The sequence below is a fragment of the Methanococcoides sp. DA23 genome, from assembly GCF_057593895.1.
Window position 1 is genome coordinate 767,184 of the sequence record NZ_CM172520.1, and the last position, 20,433, is coordinate 787,616.

The 20,433-nt window shown below is 43.3% G+C and carries 12 protein-coding genes and 1 tRNA gene; 7 read left to right on the forward strand and 6 right to left on the reverse strand.

Annotated features, from left to right (window positions below; all coding sequences use genetic code 11):
- Window positions 1-22 precede the first annotated feature (22 nt).
- Window positions 23-97 (forward strand) — tRNA-Thr (locus AC20MK_RS03920).
- 316 nt (window positions 98-413) lie between these two features.
- Here the strand turns inward: AC20MK_RS03920 and AC20MK_RS03925 are convergent.
- From AC20MK_RS03925 to AC20MK_RS03950, 6 genes are read right to left on the reverse strand one after another with little or no spacing between them, the layout of a single operon-like run.
- The gene (locus AC20MK_RS03925) at window positions 414-1,100 is read right to left on the reverse strand and encodes an ABC transporter ATP-binding protein (protein ID WP_487356690.1); all 687 of its coding nucleotides are present in this window, start codon (window positions 1,098-1,100) and stop codon (window positions 414-416) included.
- The gene (locus AC20MK_RS03930) at window positions 1,085-2,014 is read right to left on the reverse strand and encodes an ABC transporter ATP-binding protein (protein ID WP_487356691.1); all 930 of its coding nucleotides are present in this window, start codon (window positions 2,012-2,014) and stop codon (window positions 1,085-1,087) included. The genes AC20MK_RS03925 and AC20MK_RS03930 overlap by 16 nt, the downstream gene beginning before the upstream one ends.
- The gene (locus tag AC20MK_RS03935; RefSeq protein ID WP_487356692.1) at window positions 2,011-2,895 is read right to left on the reverse strand and encodes an ABC transporter permease; all 885 of its coding nucleotides are present in this window, start codon (window positions 2,893-2,895) and stop codon (window positions 2,011-2,013) included. The genes AC20MK_RS03930 and AC20MK_RS03935 overlap by 4 nt, the downstream gene beginning before the upstream one ends.
- Before the next feature lie 15 nt (window positions 2,896-2,910).
- On the reverse strand, window positions 2,911-3,912 hold the full coding sequence (locus AC20MK_RS03940) for an ABC transporter permease (RefSeq protein WP_487356693.1): 1,002 nt from the start codon (window positions 3,910-3,912) through the stop codon (window positions 2,911-2,913).
- 8 nt (window positions 3,913-3,920) lie between these two features.
- A complete protein-coding gene (locus AC20MK_RS03945; RefSeq protein ID WP_487356694.1) occupies window positions 3,921-5,480 on the reverse strand; it encodes an ABC transporter substrate-binding protein in 1,560 nt (519 codons plus the stop codon).
- An 18-nt stretch (window positions 5,481-5,498) separates the two neighbouring features.
- Window positions 5,499-6,260 carry a class I SAM-dependent methyltransferase gene (locus AC20MK_RS03950; protein ID WP_487356695.1) on the reverse strand — a complete coding sequence of 254 codons (762 nt, stop codon included), beginning with the start codon at window positions 6,258-6,260 and terminating at the stop codon, window positions 5,499-5,501.
- 423 nt (window positions 6,261-6,683) lie between these two features.
- Here AC20MK_RS03950 and katG point away from each other — a divergent pair, with 423 nt between their 5' ends.
- The 6 genes from katG to AC20MK_RS03980 all read left to right on the forward strand — a co-directional run bounded on the left by katG (window position 6,684) and on the right by AC20MK_RS03980 (window position 20,283).
- The gene (katG, locus tag AC20MK_RS03955; RefSeq protein ID WP_487356696.1) at window positions 6,684-8,861 is read left to right on the forward strand and encodes a catalase/peroxidase HPI; all 2,178 of its coding nucleotides are present in this window, start codon (window positions 6,684-6,686) and stop codon (window positions 8,859-8,861) included.
- A 530-nt stretch (window positions 8,862-9,391) separates the two neighbouring features.
- On the forward strand, window positions 9,392-9,586 hold the full coding sequence (locus AC20MK_RS03960) for a hypothetical protein (RefSeq protein ID WP_487356697.1): 195 nt from the start codon (window positions 9,392-9,394) through the stop codon (window positions 9,584-9,586).
- 281 nt (window positions 9,587-9,867) lie between these two features.
- On the forward strand, window positions 9,868-13,470 hold the full coding sequence (locus tag AC20MK_RS03965; protein WP_487356698.1) for a PGF-pre-PGF domain-containing protein: 3,603 nt from the start codon (window positions 9,868-9,870) through the stop codon (window positions 13,468-13,470).
- A 644-nt stretch (window positions 13,471-14,114) separates the two neighbouring features.
- The gene (locus AC20MK_RS03970) at window positions 14,115-14,741 is read left to right on the forward strand and encodes a PEF-CTERM sorting domain-containing protein (protein ID WP_487356699.1); all 627 of its coding nucleotides are present in this window, start codon (window positions 14,115-14,117) and stop codon (window positions 14,739-14,741) included.
- 405 nt (window positions 14,742-15,146) lie between these two features.
- Window positions 15,147-16,457 (forward strand): metallophosphoesterase family protein, encoded by a 1,311-nt coding sequence (locus AC20MK_RS03975; protein WP_487356700.1) that lies wholly within the window; start codon window positions 15,147-15,149, stop codon window positions 16,455-16,457.
- Entirely contained in the window at window positions 16,444-20,283 is a 3,840-nt protein-coding gene (locus AC20MK_RS03980; protein WP_487356701.1) for an AAA family ATPase, read from the forward strand. Before AC20MK_RS03975 ends, AC20MK_RS03980 begins: the two co-directional genes overlap by 14 nt.
- Window positions 20,284-20,433 lie beyond the last annotated feature (150 nt).

The following is a 20,433-nucleotide window of genomic DNA, read 5'->3' on the forward strand; positions in this document are numbered from 1 at the left end:
TTATTAGGTATAAGATTGAAACGCCGTCGTGGCTTAGCGGTATAGCGGCTGATTCGTAATCAGCAGGCCGAGGGTTCAAATCTCTCCGACGGCTCCAAATCACGGGGTTAAAAGCCCCCTTCACTTTTTATTTTTATCATAATATACTCTGAGTTCAAATCTTAATCCTCGAACAGTAAGTTGGGGTATATAGGAAATACAAAAATTGGACTTTTTCTACGTTATCTGTATTCAGATAGTTAGCAAGATTGTCACTGGTATAGATTCCGTCCAAAACGATGTGAGTATATTTCATTTGCCTGTACATTTTTTAGTATATACATGTAATACATAAGTGTGCCTAAAATGACCTCCAATGTTCTTGAAAAAAGAGTTATGCTTTTAAAGCGAAAAGTTAATTTGATTATCTCAAATTAAACTCTTTCTATTCTTGTTATCGTACCATTTTCGAGATAAGCTATCCTATCGCAGACATTTTTCAGCACATCTATATCATGTGAGATAAGCAAATAGGAAACACTTGTTTCCTCCTGTATCCTTTCCATAAGTCTCAATATTTGTGCCTGCACAGAAACATCCAACATTGAAGTAGCTTCATCTGCAACAATGAACGAAGGACTTATAGAAATAATACGGGCAAGTACAATGCGCTGAATCTCACCACCACTCAACTGTCCCGGGTAACGTGCCAAATGTTCCCTGCGCAATCCGACAAGTTCAATGAGATCATCTACCTTTTCCATTATCTGATCCATTGAAAGATCGGTATGCAACTTTAACGGTTCGATTATACTGTCCATCCCTTTCATACGAGGATCAAGGGAAGTCTCAGGATGCTGGAATAACATCTGTATCTTCGGCCTTATCCTAGACATGCTTTGCCTGTTCATCGAAAGAATGCTCTTCCCTTCAAAAAAGATATCACCCGAATCAGGCACTTCAAGGTCTACAATACACCTTCCAATTGTTGTTTTCCCTGAACCGCTCCTGCCGAACAAACCAAGTGTCTCACCTTTATGCACACTGAAATTGACATTCTCGAACACCTTGACAAAATCATAGGATTTACACAGATCCTCTACTTTTAATAAAGGTGACATCTGACAATACCCCCTTCATGCGACCTTATTTGAGGATGTGATTCACAATCCCCATGATGGTGCTTGCAACGCTGTCCGAAAAAACACCCATCCGGAAGATCCAGCCTGCTCGGGCTCAATCCATCAAGTGGCACAAGACCATTTCTCGGATGAGCATTCACAAGACCACGCGTATATGGATGCTGCGGAACCTCAAGGATATTCTCCGTCTTGTTTATCTCAACGATCTCACCTGAATACATCACCGCCGCCCTGTCGCATACACTTGACACGAAATCAAGGTCATGACTGATAATAAGCATTGAACAACCAACCTCATCCCGCATCTTCCTGAAAAGTTCCACAGAACCATCCCTTGCCTTCTCATCCAATCCTTTGGTAGGTTCATCTGCTATGACCAATTTCGGAGTCGCTGATAAAGCAATCGAGGCAAGCAATCTTTGCTTCATGCCTCCTGAAAGCTGATGCGGATAACGCTCACATATCCCCAGAGGATCATTAAGTGACAAACGTCTCATGATACCAAGAGCCTTTTCCATCCCCTTCTTTCGAGAGGTACCTTCCACATCAAAGACCTCTTCGACCTGTATCCCATTCCTTATGACAGGATTCAATGAACTTGAAGGATTCTGAGGAATAAGTGCAATTTCCCTGCCACGTATATTTCTCATATCCCTGTTATTCAGTGAAAAAATATCCTTGCTATCAAAGAAAACACTTCCATTCACATTTGCATAATCAGGAAGAAGGCGAAGAATAGCATGACCGACGACCGACTTGCCCGAGCCGCTTTCGCCTATTATGCCAAACGATTCCCCTTTTTTCACATCGAAAGAGACATTGTTGACAGCTTTCACATCACCATGCATTGTCGAAAAATCAACATTTAACCCCTCGACTTTCAAAGTGCTCAAAATAGATTCCTCCCTTTATCATTTGGGTCCAGAATATCCCTCATACCATCACCCAAAATACTGAAAATAACAACTATCGCCGTTATCGCAAGACCCGGAAATATCGTCTGTGAAGGCGAAACCCTCATGAACTCCTTTCCTGCACTTAGCATTGCACCCCACTCAGGAACATTTGCAGGAAGCCCGATTCCGAGGAAACTAAGAGCCGCTATCGAAAGGATCACATGCCCAACATCAATGGTTGCCAACACAATAGCAGGAGCTATGGAATTGGGAATGATGTGCTTCCAGATTATGCGGGCATCCCCTGCACCCATCACCTTTGCAGAAAGGACATACTCGTTCTTCCTGACAGAAAGGACCTGACCCCTCATCAGTCGAGCATAGCTAGCCCATTGAACAACTGCCAATGCGAACATAAGATTGGTCTTACCTGACCCCAGAACCCCCATTATCGCCAAAGCGAAAATGATGCCGGGAAAAGACAGGAACAGGTCGATGACGCGGCATAGTAGCTCATCTATCAAACCACCATAATAGCCGGAAACACAACCAATGACCACACCGAAAACAACGGAAACCGAAACCACGCCGACAGCAATTGAAAGGGAGGTGGTCGCCCCTACAAATATTCTGCTTAGAATATCCCTTCCAAGATAATCGGTTCCAAACGGATGTTCGACCGAAGGTGCAAGGTTCTTATTCTCAAGATCCAGTGCATTGGGATCATAGGGGGATATCCACGGCGATGTCAAAGCAACTGCCAGGAATAACAAAAGCAGCAACAACGATATTTTCATATCCGTCCTTTTCATGACTTCTTTTGCGACCTCGCTCCCGAATATATCTAATTTAGAGAAACGTTTTATGTAATTGTTCATCAGCCACCACCGGAATTAATTGTACCTTATCCTTGGGTCAAGGTAAGTGTATGAGATATCAACAAAGAAATTGACAAGCAGGAACATCATTACGATTACTGTGATACACCCCTGTACAACAGGAATATCCCTGGCAAATATCGAATCCACAAGCAAACTGCCAATTCCGGGCCAGGAAAATATCTCCTCGATAATAACGGTCCCCCCGAGCAGATGACCCATCTGGAAACCAAATACAGTTATCACGGGGAGCATGGCATTCTTTAATGCATGTCTTGTGACGATCGTCTTTAGCGGAAGACCTTTGGCCGTTGCAAACCTGATATAATCTTCACCGAAGGTTTCAAGCAAACTCACCCTTGTGACACGCATAATAGATGCCATCGAATGTATCGAAAGCGCAAATGCCGGAAGTACCAGATTTTCAATGCTTCCGTACCCGACAACAGGTATCATCTTCAACTTTACCGAAAATATCAGTATAAGGAGCAAACCAACCCAGAAACCTGGCATCGAAACCCCAAAAAGACTTACAACCCTTAAGAAATGGTCTGCATACCTGTTTTCGTGTAATGCGGAATACACTCCGAAGAACACACCAAACACACCTGCAATTACCATACTTGACAAAGCCAGAATAACAGTCCCCGGAAGCCGCAACATTAACAAATGCATCACCGGCTGACCATATACATACGAAGTACCGATATCACCACTAAGAATACCCCCTTTGACCCATTCAAAGAACTGTATATAAAGAGGAGAATTCAGATCATACCTTTCAGAAACTTCCGCTATCTGTACCTCAGTAGCACTTTCCTCAAGGCCCACAAACGTATGCTTCAAGATCAATTCCGGCGTAGCACCCGGAATAGCATTCATCAGTAGGAATGTCAATGCACATGCTGCAAAGACAGTAACGAACATAAAAAAAGTCCTTTTCAGAACATATCTATACATCTGCAATACCTGCCAATTGATTAAAAAAGGAGTTTCAGATATATTCTGAAACTCCATGTTCCACTTCAGTTCTCGAGATGCATATCCGCATTGATGCGATAGTCATGTGCGGTAGGATCAAAAGAATATCCTTTCACCGCATCGGTCCTGACAACCGCACATCCGTAGTAAGCAACAAGGATGATAGGCTGCTCCTCATAGACAATAGCTTCAACCTCGTTGAACTTCTTGTAACGCTCTTCCACATCGGAGATGCTTTTTGCTTCCTTGATAAGTGCATCCACTTTAACATTGGAATAACCAGGTCCATTATCAGGACCAGTGCTGGAATACCAGTTAGTCAGAACATACTCAGGATCAGGGACCATTGCTATATTGTAAGCTCCGAGATAAAGATCCCAGTTACCGCTTTTCGTGTTGTCCATTATCGCACCGAACTCAAGCACCTCGGGAGTTAGATCAATTCCAACTTCCTTAAGCTGTGCAGCTATAGCTTCTGACATAGGGGGAAGTCCCGGTCTCTCACCATAGGTCATAAGGTTCAGTTCAAGTGACTTGCCATTCTTGTCACGAATACCATCACCATCAGTATCCACCCAACCTGCCTCGGTAAGTAACTGGTTCGCTTTTTCAAAGTTCTGCACATACGGCTTAAGGTCTTTGTTAGCCCAGACCATACTTGGAAGGAACGGACCTGCTGCAGGCTCACCGACATTGTAGAGAACATGTTCTACAATTCCATGCCTGTCGATAGCATATGAGATAGCCTGCCTTACACGAACATCGTTTATAGGCTCATGTGCGAGATTAACATCTATCTTATAGACACGCGGTGTCTGGTACTTCTCAACATTGATACCCTCGAGGGCATCGATACGGTCGGTCTCACTATAAGGAACATCCACAGTAAAATCAAGCTCACCATTTTCTATTGCCATCGCCCTTGTGTTAGGATCAGAGATGCTCTTAAGGACCAACTTGTCAAGACCTACTTCACCACCCCACCAATTCTCATTTTTGACAATTGTAAGTGTATGGGTCACTTCATCAAAGGACTCAAAGACATAAGGACCTGTACCTATCGGTTTTACAAATTTGCCAGCATCATCCAGTGAGTTCATGCTGATAATGCCTGTATCAGGATAGTGCAATACACCCGGAAGGATGGGATTCAATTTACTGGTCTCGATGATAAGAGTATAGTCATCTACTACTTCAATAGAACTTATCACAAGCATAGAATCAAGCTTGGAGTCAAGTTCAATAGACCTTTCAATAGACTTTTTTACATCTTTGCCGGTCATGTGAGTCCCATCATGGAAATACACATCATCCCTCAGCTCGAACTTCCAGGTCATACCATCCAGAGCTTCCCACGAAGTTGCAAGGGCCGGTTTTAGTGAAAAGTCAGGATTTGCAGCAACCAGTGTTTCCACAACAGGTGCCTTTTCACATATTATAGTCCCGTCTTCTACAGGGTCGATGTTATCAATATCCCACATCTCACCCAAAACCATTACGTCCTCATTATCTGTTGCTTCGGTCGTAGTGCAGCCTGACAGCAGAACTGAACAGGCAAGAATGCCCACAACCAACAAAAATAACTTGTTTTTTGTCATTTCCATATAAACTCTCCTAAAAATTTATTTCTGACCAGATATCAGATAATAATCATAATTGTAACAAATACGCTGTCTGAAAGGCATGTGCATCTTCTGGATATCGCGTATATGCCTGAGGTCCACACAATTTATTTTTCCAAACCCTGCAGAATCAAGATAACCATGTGCACGCTCTGACGGAGTGCCGCCTACATTCGGAAGATGTGCCTTTATCTGCTCAGAATAATAGTGTTCCCAAGGGTTTTGACGCTCGAGCAACATTGTTGCGAGATTGCTCACAAATCTCCTTGCTCTTGTGTCAAGAGACCGGTCATCCCAGACACCATCGATTATCACAGCATGCCCTCCTTCTTTCAGAACGTTTTGCCATGAGTTCAAAGCACGCTGCGGGTTTGGAAGTGTCCAGAGAAGATGCCTGTTAAAAACAACATCGAAAGACTTGTTCTCGAACTGAGGTGCTTCAGCATCACCTTTTATAAAAGTAATATCAAGACCTTTGGAACGTGCCTTTACCCTGCCTTTTTCCATCATGTTTTCAGAAAGGTCGATTCCTGTTACATGATGACCCATCTGTGACAGGAGAATGCTCAATTCCCCGGTACCACAGCCAACATCGAGTATCTCGAGTTTGCCTTTTGGAAGATGGTCGGTGAACAGTTTATTCCATGCTTTTGCTTCTGTATCACTTTTGATACCGTGACCATGATGGGAATCATAGGTCTGCGAAGAGACATCCCATTTGTCTGCAATTTCACTCTTAACACTTTTATCATCAAAAGTCATACTCAGAATGAAGCAATTATAGTATTAATAATTTATCATTTCGTAACACGTAGTTCTATAAAAAGTAAATTAAGTATTCTGCCACTTTCAGTTTAAACTCATATAAGCAACATCATATGGGCTCTGTAGAAATCCCTTCCACGGTTTTGGTGACTATATAGGCTGAAATAAAAGAGAAATGTAACTCAAATATATTCTAGATGTGTGTCAATCTATTTATTCTCAAAGAACATAATTTTCTTAATTGCGGGGGCATAATCAAAAATTTAGCTTAATCATGACTTGATAGTTTATTCAAGTGTCTATCTGCAAAAAATTGGGGTGGAATTTAATGGATAAAGAGAAACCTTCGAAGGTACTAACTACTGCATTTGGAATATCGGTCGCTGATGATCAGAATATCCTGAGAAAGGAGAATACATTATGAATGAAGATAGCAAGAAACCGGCAATGGGATCTACTGCCCGCGGTGGCACGTCGATCCGGGACTGGTGGCCGAATCAGTTGAATCTTAACATTCTGCACCAGCATTCTTCCAAGTCCGATCCGATGGGCGAAGAGTTCAACTACGCTGAGGAATTCAAGAAACTCGACCTGGAGGCTCTGAAAAAGGACCTCAATGCGCTGATGACCGACTCGCAGGACTGGTGGCCGGCCGATTACAGTCACTACGGGGGACTCTTCATCCGGATGGCATGGCACAGCGCAGGCACCTACCGCATGGGCGATGGCCGTGGGGGCGGAGGGGCCGGCAACCAGCGCTTTGCGCCTATCAACAGCTGGCCGGACAATGTAAATCTCGACAAGGCGCGCCGTTTGCTCTGGCCGATCAAGCAAAAATATGGCAGAAAGATCTCTTGGGGCGATCTGATGATCCTGGCAGGAAACTGCGCGCTTGAGTCCATGGGATTCAAGACCTTCGGCTTCGGTGGCGGGCGCGAAGACATATGGGAGCCGGAAGAGGATACTTACTGGGGAACTGAGAGCGAGTGGCTTGACGATGAGCGCTACTCCGGTGACCGGGAGCTCGAAAATCCTCTTGCAGCCGTGCAGATGGGTCTCATCTACGTGAACCCGGAAGGGCCGAACGGTGAACCGGATGCGGTAGCCTCCGGCCGTGATGTTCGAGAGACCTTCGCGCGCATGGCCATGAACGATGAAGAGACCGTCGCTTTGGTCGCCGGCGGGCACACCTTCGGCAAGTGTCATGGCGCTGGCGATGCGGCACATGTGGGACCCGAGCCAGAGGGTGCCCCCATCGAAGAGCAGGGACTCGGCTGGAAGAGCAGCTTCGGTAGCGGCAAGGGCGACGATACGATCAGCAGCGGCATTGAAGGAGCCTGGAACCCGACCCCTACCAAATGGGACATGGGCTATTTCGATACCCTGTTCGGATATGATTGGAATCTGGTCAAAAGCCCTGCCGGAGCCTACCAGTGGGTTCCCTCCGACCCGGCTGCAGCGAATGCCGTACAGGGTGCCCACGATCCGTCCAAACGACAACCACCCATAATGACCACTGCGGACCTATCGCTGAGAATGGATCCGATCTATAAACCGATTGCTAAGCGCTTTCACGAGAACCCGGAAGAGTTCGCAGATGCCTTCGCACGCGCCTGGTTCAAGCTGACTCACCGCGACATGGGCCCTCGCTCCCGCTATCTCGGCCCGGAGGTCCCGGGAGAGGAACTGATCTGGCAGGACCCGGTTCCTGCAGTGGATCATGAGCTGATCGAATCTCAGGATATCGCAGACCTCAAGAGCAAGATCCTTGCCTCGGGACTGTCTGTCTCTCAACTGGTCTCGACAGCCTGGGCATCGGCGTCCACTTTCCGCGGCTCCGACAAGCGCGGCGGGGCGAACGGGGCGCGCATTCGTCTTGCGCCGCAAAAATATTGGGAAGTCAACCAGCCTGAACAACTTGCGACTGTGCTTGAGACCCTTGAGGGGATCCAAAAGGAGTTCAACAACGCTCAGTCAGGCGGGAAGAAGGTTTCGTTTGCCGACTTGATCGTCTTGGGTGGATGTGCAGGTATCGAGCAAGCGGCAAAGAATGCCGGTCACGATGTGACCGTTCCCTTCACGCCGGGACGCACGGATGCGTCAGATGAGCAAACCGACGTTGTGTCATTTAGTGTACTCGAGCCGAAAGCAGACGGGTTCCGCAACTACCAGAAAACCAAATACGCTGTATCGGCAGAGGAACTGCTGGTGGATCGGGCGCAACTACTGACACTGACCGCTCCTGAGATGACGGCTCTCATAGGCGGTATGCGCGTCTTGAATACCAACTTCGGACAGTCCCAGCACGGCGTTTTCACCAAGCGGCCGGAGACGCTCACCAATGACTTTTTCGTGAATCTGCTTGACATGAGCACAGAGTGGAAGGCAACCTCGGATGATGTGTTCGAGGGCCGTGATCGCGCAACAGGCGAACTCAAGTGGACCGGCACCCGTGTCGACCTCATCTTCGGTTCGAACTCCCAGCTCCGGGCCTTGACAGAAGTCTACGGATGTGAGGACTCTCAGGAGAAGTTTCTGAACGACTTTGTAGCGGTGTGGAACAAGGTAATGAACCTTGACCGCTTCGATCTCGCCTGATCGTAGTATCAACGTCTTCATCCTTCTCAGGTGCTTGATGTCGCTGGTACATTGTTCGTACTGGCGGTAGCTGGTACCATATATATTGGTTTCAGGAGACGAAGGATCCAATATCAATTTAGTAGCACTTCGATAATGTTGTCGAAGTGTCCTTTTCTTTTTTTGTTTTGGTTATCGAAGTGCTGGATTCTCAATAATTGATTATGTGCATGCCATAAAAAGAGGATCTTGGGCTTTTGACACTCTTACTTATAGCCGATGTTTGAATTAACAATTTCTAATGTGTATGTGGCTACAATGAAACATAAAAATCTGAAAGTTAGTAATTTTATAATTAGTTTAAAGTGCGTGATTTTTTTAAGAGGTTTACATCTCTGACTTGTTGTGTTTTGAAAATACCACGTAATTCTTTCGTATATTTTAAAAATCATTTTAAAATATATAATCTATAAATTAGTAAATATACAACTTTCTAAAAAAATGGAAATGCATATTAGTTAGTAAGTATGCATAAAATATGGTGATGAAATATGTGGACATTCTCAAAATTAAGTAAAGAAAATATGGATGCCATCGATGCTACAGAAAAGAAACTTGGTGTAACCATTATTGCTTTTTCTGATGAGGGCACCAAATATGCATCACTGAGTGAAGATGCTGTTGACGAAGTAAAAGAACTGGAAAAGAAGTTAGGCCTTTCTCTTGTAGCTCTTGAGACTAACTAAAATGTGGATGCAGTACACTACACTACCCCCTTTTTACATTTTTGTCTATGATCACCAAAATTCTTCTTCTAATGTTCTTCATTTGTGGCGACTAAAAGATTTAATAAATTTCTATTGTTCATCAGAAAGATCTTTTAATTTCATTCCACTCTATGTAAATTATTGTGTGGGATTGTATTAGATTTTTGAAATGAGAAAATTGAATATGGTACTAACTATAGAATATATTTAATATAATAATGTCATTAAATAGTCATGTTTATTGGAAAAGGGGATCTGAGATGAAGATTAAAAAGCTTATATTCAACCTGGGGATCATTTCTTTAATACTACTTTCAATTGGGATAAGTCATGCAACAGACACAGATCTCCAAAATAATTCTGCTGATGTGTACTTTAAGGCAGAGTACACATCTACTTTTGAAAGTATAGCCCAGATAGAAGACTCTAAATCCAGTATGACGGATGCCCAAAAAAAATTGAGCACTGATCTCCTTAAACTGATAAACGAGAACGATCCTGATGAAGAACTAAAAATTACTGAACTGCAGATGAATACTCCTGCTCAATTCAGTTCTACAAACTTTATTTCCAGAAACCTTGATACCCAAATTCCTGATAATCTGGTCTATGCCTACATCTATCTCAATCCATCATCAATCATTGAAAACATCGAACCCTATGTATGGAGCATAACAGACAGGGATGCCAAGAACAAAATTGCTGTTGTATGGGTAGAAGTCGGCAACCTGGAAAAGCTGGCAGGTATTGAAGATGTGAGGAACATAAGAACAGTCCTGCCACCAGAGGTGAGGAAGGGTTCGGTTACCACGGAAGGGGATGCGATCCACAGGACCGATCTGGTCAGGACAAATTACTCCTACAACGGGACAGGGATGAAGATAGGAGTGATCTCCGATGGAGTAGATAGCTGGGAAAGTGCTAGAGCCCTTGGAGACCTGCCAAGTATAACAGTACTTAGTAACACATATGGTGGCGATGAGGGTACCGCAATGCTCGAGATCATCCATGACATGGTACCTGGGGCTGAACTTTATTTCCATGACCTGGGTGGTAATCAACTTGCCTTCAACTCTGGAATTGACGCACTCGTAGATGCAGGGTGCGATGTTATAGTTGATGATATAGGTTGGATAACAGAGCCTTTTTTCGAAGACGGAGTGGTTGCATCACATATTGCTGATGTAATCGCTAACAACGATGTTATCTATGTATCCTCTGCAGGGAATTCAGCTAGTAGACATTACCAGGAGGAATATTCAGACGATGGGACTGACTTTCATAATAAATCCTTTGAGCTTACCCTCTCGCCAAATGGAACCGCAAGAATTGTACTTCAATGGGGTGACAAATTTGGTTTATCAGGGAACGATTATGACCTATATTTATTTGATAAGGACAATGGAGGTATTTTAGCAATTAGCAACAACACTCAAAATGGGGACGATGATCCAATAGAATACTTTGAACTCTCAAATCCATCTGGTCCAACATTCAATACTACAATAAAGGTCAAGAATTACAATAATTCAGCTTCAAAAATACTTGAACTCTACATATATCCGGGAAATGGTGTCTCAATTTCAAATAGTAACCTAACGGTTGCAGATTCAATCTTCGGACACCCTGCAGTTCCAGATGTAATCGCTGTGGGGGCCGTCAGAGCAACAACTCCTGAAACGATAGAATACTTCTCATCCCAGGGTCCAGTTACAATTTCATACCCCTCACAGGTTTTGCGTTCAAAACCTGACATCGTAGGAATTGATGGTGTGTCCGTTACAGGGATTGGATTTGTGAATCCATTCTACGGAACCAGTGCATCAGCACCCCATGTCGCAGCCATTGCAGCCCAGATCTGGTCTGCTTCGCCTGACAAGAAAGCAGATGAGATAAGGGAAATTCTGTATTCCTCTGCGATCGATCTTGGGGATATAGGATTTGATAATGTATATGGCTACGGTCGAGCCGACGCGTTGAATGCGTACAACGAAACAACAAATCCATCTTTGTTCTCGGATGAGTTCCCACTCAATGGCTCTTACACTAACAACAATAACACCAATGTAGCTGTCAATATAACCGATGGGGGAAGTGGTCTAAATCCAGATGCTTTCAATATGATGATCAACGGTTCATCCGTGGTCTTTACAAATGCAACGATCGACAACGGATACAGGATAGGGAATATAACCTCCCAGCCATACCCCGATGGCATAATAAATGTATCAGTAAGTGCGGAAAACAATTTCAGTGTTAGTGCCACTTACCTGTGGTCCTTTATCGTAGATGCAACAAAGCCCACATCGACAAAACCGGCAGACCTCGAGTTTTCAGCAAACAGCACTGCAAACTTCACATACTGGAAACTCTTCGACCTTCACCCGGAATACTACTGGGTCCTGCTCAATGGAACTGAGGTAGTTTCGCCACAGCAGTGGACAAATGACAGCAATCTCAGCATCCCGGTAAATACAAGCATCGGATTGGGAGATTTCAACTATACCATACAATACAATGATACAGCAGGCAACTATGGAGATCCTGACACAGTCATGATCAACATAAATGACACCTCATCACCTTATGCATTTGGAAATATCCCTGCAAATGGTTCGTATATCAATGATACACAGCCCTCGATCTACGTAAATATCGCAGATAACGCATCCGGTGTGAACAAGAGCAGCATTTCAATGATGGTTAATGGCACTGAAGTTGATCTCACGAACACATCGATATCAAAGGGCTATAACATATCAAATATTACAGTTGTGCAGTTTGCCCACAACCAGACCATAGATGTCATGGTCAATGCTACTGACAACAACAGCAACTTCATGAGCCATAGCTGGGCATTTACCATAGACAATTCAACACCAACTATTGCCATAACCTCACCTGCGGATGGATATTCCACAGACTCTGGGTCAGTGCCCATCTTAGGTATTGCTAACGGTACTGGATCCCCTGCATCTGTTTCGGTTAACGGAATTGAAAACTCCTTTGAAGGACTCAATGGAACCTTCATAGAAACAGTAGACCTGTCTGCAGGTACCAACAGAATTTATGCAAACGTCACAGATTCAGCAGGGAACACCAACACAACTTCCATAAATGTCACACGGACCTCTCCACCCCCCTCTAAGAGCAGCGGTGGTGGCGGTGGTGGAAGTGGAGCAACCGGCGAAGCCTTTGAGAATATCGCACTTAAGAATGTGAAAACAGAGGACATCGTAGGTGGACTTGCAATCAGTTACGCATTCGATGACGAGCAGAATGCAATTGAGTACATCAACTTCTCTGCATTGAGAAATTACGGAAGGGTTTCAGCAACTGTTGAAGTGCTTAAGAGCAGATCTGCAATGGTTGATGAAAGTGCTCCAGGTGTTGTCTATAGCAACCTTAACATTTGGGTTGGTAAATCAGGATTTGCTACTGAAGACAATATTGCTGATCCTGTAATAGGTTTCAGTGTAGCAAAAGCCTGGTTGATAGAGAACGACATTGATGAGAGTTCAATAACATTATATCGCCACAGTGAAGGCAAATGGAATGCCCTCAATACCATGAAGGTTGGAGAAGATGATTCATACATTTACTTTGAGGCAAAGACGCCTGGCTTCTCACCATTTGCGATAACTGGGGAGGAAAAGGAAGCTCCAGTAGTTATAAAGGAGCCTGCAAAATTGACATCTTCAACAATTGAAAATGGGAATTCAAACGGAAATACAGAGGTTCCAAGTACAAATCAAATAGGTGTCCCCACATTTTTATCAAAGATTACACTTGTAGTCGGAGTGTTGATCTTGCTGTTGGTATACTTCAAAAGGAAATACCTTCTCAGAAAATTGAAAAAATAAATATTAACTGCAATATTCAATTTTCAAAATGGGTATTTCTGGCTCTGTAGAAATCCTCTTAATTTTCAAGCTAATGATCAAGAGGATATTTAGAGTGCCAACACCTCATATCGATATTTATCTCCTTTATCCTGTAAAAGTAATCGAGTATGGGATTGGCAGTTCCATCGCTAATTAGTAAGTATTAAAGCTAATTACCAAGAAAACAAATCAGATGTTCCTAATAAGTAGATTTATGTGGGTTCTGTATTGAAGAGTTTTCTCTTTCCGATAACTTAGTACTTGGGGTTGAAAACCCCAATATTTTCCATTTAATACAAAGCAATTCATTGAAATATATAGTCGTTACTATATTTCATCCTTCATACTTCTCATATTTTTGGGATAAGTTATTAATAACGTGAAAAAGTATATTCTACTGAGTGGTGATTATCGTCTGGGGGGCAATATGAACGATATGGATTGCCGTTTATGTTAGCCCTTATGCTTTACTGCCAGTTTAAAGCATTCTCCAAGTCTCACCTGCGGATAGTGTCTATGTTTAATATCCAGATATCTGGAAGTTGGTATGAATGAAAACAAGATATCAAATATTGGTGTTGTTGGTTATATTATGTTTTTCATTAAGTGGTGTTGCTGCAGCTTTGGAAGAAAATGATCTTGGTACAGACCCCGGACTTGCATTTGCTGAGCACCTTTCGCAGCCTTTCATGGTGGTAGGTCCAATGCCAGCTACATTTGATGGTTCTGTTGATAATGGGGATGGGACGTTCACATTTACTCAAATAGTAGACAAAAAAAGTACTCCACCTCAATATGTTAAACCTTTAGGATTTGGTTTTGAAGAATATAGTTGGGGGTATGAGGACTATGGCTGGAACCATACATTTCCGAATTTTGCAGACCCGGGTATAACCATCAATTCTGTGAAGCTCATTATCAGGGCAGGGGATGTGGATTCACCTAAAGAATTTGATAACATCAAAGCAGATGGATTCACGATTGGTCCACTTCAGGGATCTGATGATGTATGGAGTGTAACAGAATTTGATATATACCCTTCATTGATGGCTGATGGGGAAATGAATGTATTCCTTGATATTGACACTACTAACGGTGAGGACAAGTGTTGGGCTGTGAAACTCGACTACAGCAAGCTGATAGTAAATTACAGCGTCAACAAGGAGGAGATCCCCGAATTTCCAACAGTTGCACTGCCAGTAGCTTTAATAATTGGACTGGTATTCTTCCTGCAGCGCAAGAAATACTAACATCTGATCTAATGGCATCTGAGCATTCAGATGTCTTTTTTTTAATCAATACTTAAGAATCAATTTTTTCGTATTGGGACATTTCAACTAAAAAAGTACTTCATTAATGCAAAAAATAGCTCTGTAGAAAACCTATCAAAATCAACATATATAGACTGGAATTGGAATTATATTCCAACATCATGCAACACATCCCATAATCTTTTCAAATTGGATTAGTGTCCGAATATCGAGGATTTCTACAGAGCCGGAATAATATCATTTTTTTCACGTAGCCTTATTTACTTCCAAAGATCTCATTGAGTTCTAATCAGTATTACTGCCACTCTGCTTATACAATTTCATAACTTTTAAATAATAATCATCTATCTAATAATATTAGAAAAATTCTGAAAGGTCCTTCACATGACTGCAAAAAAAAGCTCAAACCCCAAAGATAATGAAAATCTCATCTTTGTACACACAGCGGACCTTCACCTGGACAGTCCTTTTCATGGGCTTTCAGAGATAAATCCGCAATTAAGTGATGTGATGACAAAGGCTACATTTGCTGCTTACAACAATATCATTGATACTTGTATTGAAAAGAATGCTGATTTTCTTTTAATTTCCGGTGATATATACGATAGTGCTGACAAAAGTCTTTATGCCCAGCTAAAATTTCTCGAAGGACTTAAAAGGCTTTCAGCAGCAGGCATTGCAGCATACATAACACATGGGAATCATGACCCTTTGAATGGATGGTCTGCAAGTCTGGAATGGCCTGATAATGTTAAAGTTTTCAGTGGGGATGATGTAGAAAGCGTTTTCGTGGAAAAGAACGGCAAATTGATCGCTGCTATCAATGGGATCAGTTACCGCACAAAGAACATTCAGGAAAACCTTGCAAAGCGTTTTCAACAAAAGGAATCAGGTTCTCCATTCACCATAGGGATGCTCCACTGCACGGTGGGCTCAGGTGAAGGTCATGACCCTTATGCACCATGCACTATGCAGGACCTTAAAGAAACAAATTACGATTATTGGGCACTTGGACACATACATTACCCACAGGTACTGGAAACCGAACCTCACATAGTCTATTCCGGCAATCCGCAGGGAAGAGATCCCGGGGAATTGGGGGAGCGGGGATGCATGTTGGTGGAAGTGAATAATAAAGGTGATACAAAGGTCGATCTTGTACCTGTGGATTCTGTTCGATGGTACATCGAGGAAATATCTGTGGAAGAGCTTGAAACAGAAGCGGATCTGATCGGAGCACTGGAAGATAGTATGGAAAAGCTCTCTGAGATCGCACAGGGCAGGTATGTCATCTGCAGGTTCAGACTTCAGGGCAGAAGCCCATTAAAACGACTTCTGGTGAAAGAGGACTTTTTGAACGATATTGTGCAACATCTGCGGGAAAACTATGATGTCGGTCCGGGTTCGGTCTGGATAGAAAGGCTGAAGGACGAAACATCTTTCCCGTTCGAGCGCGAGAACCTTTTAAGCAGAGATAATTTCATTTCCGATATATTGAGCATAACCGATGAGATCTGTTCTGACCCTGATGAACTTAAAGAACTTGATGAACCTCTACATACCCTTTTTGGAAAAGGAAAAATAAGACACATTCTAAGGACATTTGATGACGATGAACTTGTCAGCATCGCAAGGAATGCAGAAGAATTGCTTCTGAACAATTTGATCCCTGAGGGTGAGTATGAGAATAACTGATCTGAACATAGATGGGTTTGGAAAGTTCAATGACCTTTCCATTAATGATCTGGGTACGGGATTGACTGTGCTGCACGGTGAGAACGAAGCCGGGAAATCCACTTTGCTTTCATTCATAAGGAGGACGCTCTTTGGCTTCCCGGACAAGAGAAGCAAGTGCAATCATTACCCTCCGTTCAAGGGTGGGCAGCATGGCGGAAGACTTTCTGTTTACGGCGATGATGGGGATGTGTATACCATCGAAAGATATGCAAAGGATGGTCTGAAAATCTTTCTTCCAGACGGTACTATCAGAGATGGGGCAGAACTTGCAAAGCTTCTCGGCAATGCAGACAAGGATGTTTTTGAGAACGTCTATGCTTTTGGTCTGGACGAACTGCAGGATTTCAATAGACTGAACGGAGATTCCATCAGTGGAAAACTGTATAGTGCAGGAACAGGCATTGGTGCCGCTTCGATATCTTCCATACAAAGATTTTGTGATACTAAAAAAGGGGACCTGTTCAAACCCTCTGGAAAGAAGCCACTGATAAATACTCTTTTTACTGGGATCAATAATATCGAGCAGAACATAAAGGATATCGAAGATGGACAATATGCCTATGATCTGTTGCATAGTGATATCGGTGATAAGGAAAAAAAGATAAGTGAGCTCAAGGAAACAAAGTCAGTTCTTTTGGAAAAACAGGAACATATAAAGGCTCTTTTGTCGGTGTGGGATGATTGGGTGGAACTTCAGATCCATGCCAGCAAACTCGAAGACCTTCCCAAGCTTGAAAGTTTTCCTGACAATGGGCTTAATCGATATGAGAGCATCAAAGAGAGGATAAAGGATATAGATGAAAGCATTGCTGGACTGAACAGTTCCATTGAAAGGAACCTAAAGCAACAGGGCAATATTCTGGTTGATGAGGGTCTGCTTGCACAGAAGGATGTTATATTCGAGTTGGGCAAAGGTATCGGGAAATACAGGGCTGAAATGGCCGAGCTTCCAGACCTGAAGATTTCATTAAAGGGGGAGCAGAAAAGACTCGGAGCTATGTTTCAGGAACTTGGGCCTGACTGGGATGAAGATAAGTTGAATGGGTTCGACAGGTCCATACCTGCAATAGATGCTGTACGCAAGCGCCATGGTGAACTAAATACCCTGGATGGCGAGATAAAGGTCCTGCGTCAGGAACTCAGATCGATCGAGGATTCTATCTCGAAAAAGGACCAAACGCAAGAAACTGTTTATGGCAAGATACTGCTGCAAAGGTCTGCAATTCTGAATATGGCTGATCGTGTGACGGGTTATCGTTCCAATACTGAGCAAATAACTTCTCTCAGGATCAAGCTTGATGTTAAGAAGAAAGAGCTTGCTAGTGTTTTGCAGGATATTGGAAGTAAGTGGGATGAATCTATATTGGACAATTTCGATATTTCCAGCAGTTTGAGGGAGCATGTCAGCTCTATGAAGGCTGGTCTTAATGATACGGAATTGAATATACGTGACCTTGAGAAGCAGCTTGAATGGTTAAAGAATGACATTACCAGGATCGATGGCATTATAGATGGGATCGATGCTAAGATAAATACAATTGATGTGCATATCCCTGAGGCCGAGCTTCGTGGGATGCTTGCATCGTTGAAGAATTTGCAGGGCCGATACTCTTCTCTTAAGGAGAAGGAAATGGACCTTAAATCTTTGGAGAGGGATGAGAATCTTGCTTCAATGATGGGGCAAATGCCTGTTGCAACAAATCAGAAGATGCCGATGTGGCCTGCAGGGGTCTTTGCTGTCATGGGTATTGCCGGGCTGGTGGCTGGTTATGTGTATGATGAATTGCAGGGAGGTATCGTTGCATGTATCTGTCTGTTCATTGTGGCTGTTATTTACTCTGTGTCTGTGAGGGATGCAGGTAAAAGTTCAACATTTCCTGTGGATGATGTGGGGGTTGCCCGATCAGGAAATGCAAAAGAGCAGGTGGTGCAGGAGATAAGGTCCATAAGGGAACAGATGTTGGATGATGCTATTTCCTGTGATCTTAAAGATATACCTGAAAGGTCTGTACTTGAAGCTCGGTATGATGAGCTTAAGGAATATGCTCTTGGTATCAGGTCGGTTTCTGATCTTAGGTCGCAGAGGGATGGATTCGAGAAGGAAAGGGTCGCATCTCTTGAACAGTATGCTTCGCTTGAATCAAAACTTAACGATATGAGAGAGTTCTATCGGGAAATTCAAGCCGAGTGGAAAGAGTGGCTTATTTCATATGAGCTGGATGCGGATATTGCTCCTGAGGATATGCCTGATAAGTTTGCCCTTATTCGAGAGGGGATGGATAAGCTTGCTTCCATCGGTGATATTCAGTCTCAGCTATTAAGTTGCGAGGGGTCTGTTGAAGAGTTCGAGGTGGATGCTGGGAAGCTGCTTGATATGTGTGAACGTGAGAATTCGGGACGTTCCATTGATCAGGATGTTCTGAAGTTGCGGGATGATGTGAATGCGGAATTTGCGAAGACCGGGAAAGTGGAACAGATCAAACAGGACCTTGATGAGCTGGTTGGTCGTTCAGATGTGCTGACCACTGATCTTAAGGAAAAGGAAGCTGAAAGGGATATTGTTCTGGGTAAGTGGAAGGAGTGGCTTGCAAGGTATGACCTTTCTTCTGAGATGACGACTGAGGGAATTCTTGATATTTTCACTTCGATTAGGAATTGTTACGAAATTCAGAATAAGATCAAGGGCCTGGTCGATAAGATCGGATCCTATGATGGCTCGATAGAGTTGTATGGGAGCAAGATCCGTTCGGTCCTTGATGTTTGTGGGAGAAAGGAATCGGGGCTTGGTTTTGATACGGAGCTGGAGCTTCTTCGGGATGATGTTGAGAAAGCAGTAAGTGAGAAGAACCGGCTGGATGGCCTGGTATCTGAGTTGGATGGTCTTGTGTTTAACCTTAAGGATGATGAGGATAAGCATTTGGGGTATTTGAACGATATGTCCGTTCTTCTTAAGGAAGGGTTTTCTGAGACCGAGGCTGAGTTTGTCAGTAATGCGAAGGTCTGGGATGAACTTGTTCGAGCAAGAAGTGGCTATGAGATCGCTGAGTCGCATGTGAGGAAACTTTCCGGAAACGATGATGAACATCTGAAGATCGTGGATGAGCTTAATGGTTCAAAATTAGACTTGTTGAATGCACAAGAGCTCGAAGTTGTTGGTTTGATAGGTGAGGTCGATGATGGACTCGAGGCTTTAAACGATGAGAAGGGAAGTATCAGGAACCAGATAAAGCAGCTTGAGGGTTATAATGAAGGTTCTGCATTGCGTCTGGAACTTGAATCTCTTAAAGAAGGGCTTACTGAGAGGTCGAGGGAATGGGCAACATACTCCGTTGCACAACATATTCTTTCAAAGGCAATGGAGAGGTATGAGAGGGAAAGGCAGCCGGATGTTATCACTGAGGCCCAGTCATTCTTTTCCAACATTACCGGTGGGAAGTATGAAAGGTTGTATTCTCCACTTGGGTCTTCTGCTATTTTTGTTGAAGATGGAGCAGGAAAACGTAAGGATATAATTGAATTAAGTCGGGGTACGGCTGAACAGCTTTATCTTGCTTTGAGGTTCGGCTTCATTAAAGAGCTTGGTAAGCATTCCGAGTCTTTGCCTATAGTGTTCGATGATATTCTTGTGAATTTCGATCCGGTACGTAGCAGGAATGCGATCAGTTCTATCAATGAGCTGAGCTTGTCGAATCAGGTGCTTTATTTTACCTGTCATCCGGGAACTGTGGATATGTTCAGGGATGTGGTGCCGGATGTACGGGTCGTTGAGTTGAGCAAACTTTAAGTGTTGCTCACCTTTATCTTTTTTAACCTAGGATTTTGTAGAAATTCTTTGCCTAAAAATTCCCTATTCAATAATTCCTCATTTCACTAGCATTTTTATACTAAATTCACTTACAATGGTTCATATACACCACAAAGTTCAGACATATTA

What these genes read in the sequence shown, in the direction of transcription:
- AC20MK_RS03945 (WP_487356694.1), bottom strand. Translation starts at nt 5,480, where the DNA reads ATGGAAATGACAAAAAACAAGTTATTTTTGTTGGTTGTGGGCATTCTT.
- AC20MK_RS03960 (WP_487356697.1), top strand. Translation starts at nt 9,392, where the DNA reads ATGTGGACATTCTCAAAATTAAGTAAAGAAAATATGGATGCCATCGAT.
- AC20MK_RS03940 (WP_487356693.1), bottom strand. Translation starts at nt 3,912, where the DNA reads ATGGAGTTTCAGAATATATCTGAAACTCCTTTTTTAATCAATTGGCAG.
- AC20MK_RS03950 (WP_487356695.1), bottom strand. Translation starts at nt 6,260, where the DNA reads ATGACTTTTGATGATAAAAGTGTTAAGAGTGAAATTGCAGACAAATGG.
- AC20MK_RS03965 (WP_487356698.1), top strand. Translation starts at nt 9,868, where the DNA reads ATGAAGATTAAAAAGCTTATATTCAACCTGGGGATCATTTCTTTAATA.
- AC20MK_RS03980 (WP_487356701.1), top strand. Translation starts at nt 16,444, where the DNA reads ATGAGAATAACTGATCTGAACATAGATGGGTTTGGAAAGTTCAATGAC.
- AC20MK_RS03975 (WP_487356700.1), top strand. Translation starts at nt 15,147, where the DNA reads ATGACTGCAAAAAAAAGCTCAAACCCCAAAGATAATGAAAATCTCATC.
- AC20MK_RS03925 (WP_487356690.1), bottom strand. Translation starts at nt 1,100, where the DNA reads ATGTCACCTTTATTAAAAGTAGAGGATCTGTGTAAATCCTATGATTTT.
- katG (WP_487356696.1), top strand. Translation starts at nt 6,684, where the DNA reads ATGAATGAAGATAGCAAGAAACCGGCAATGGGATCTACTGCCCGCGGT.
- AC20MK_RS03935 (WP_487356692.1), bottom strand. Translation starts at nt 2,895, where the DNA reads ATGAACAATTACATAAAACGTTTCTCTAAATTAGATATATTCGGGAGC.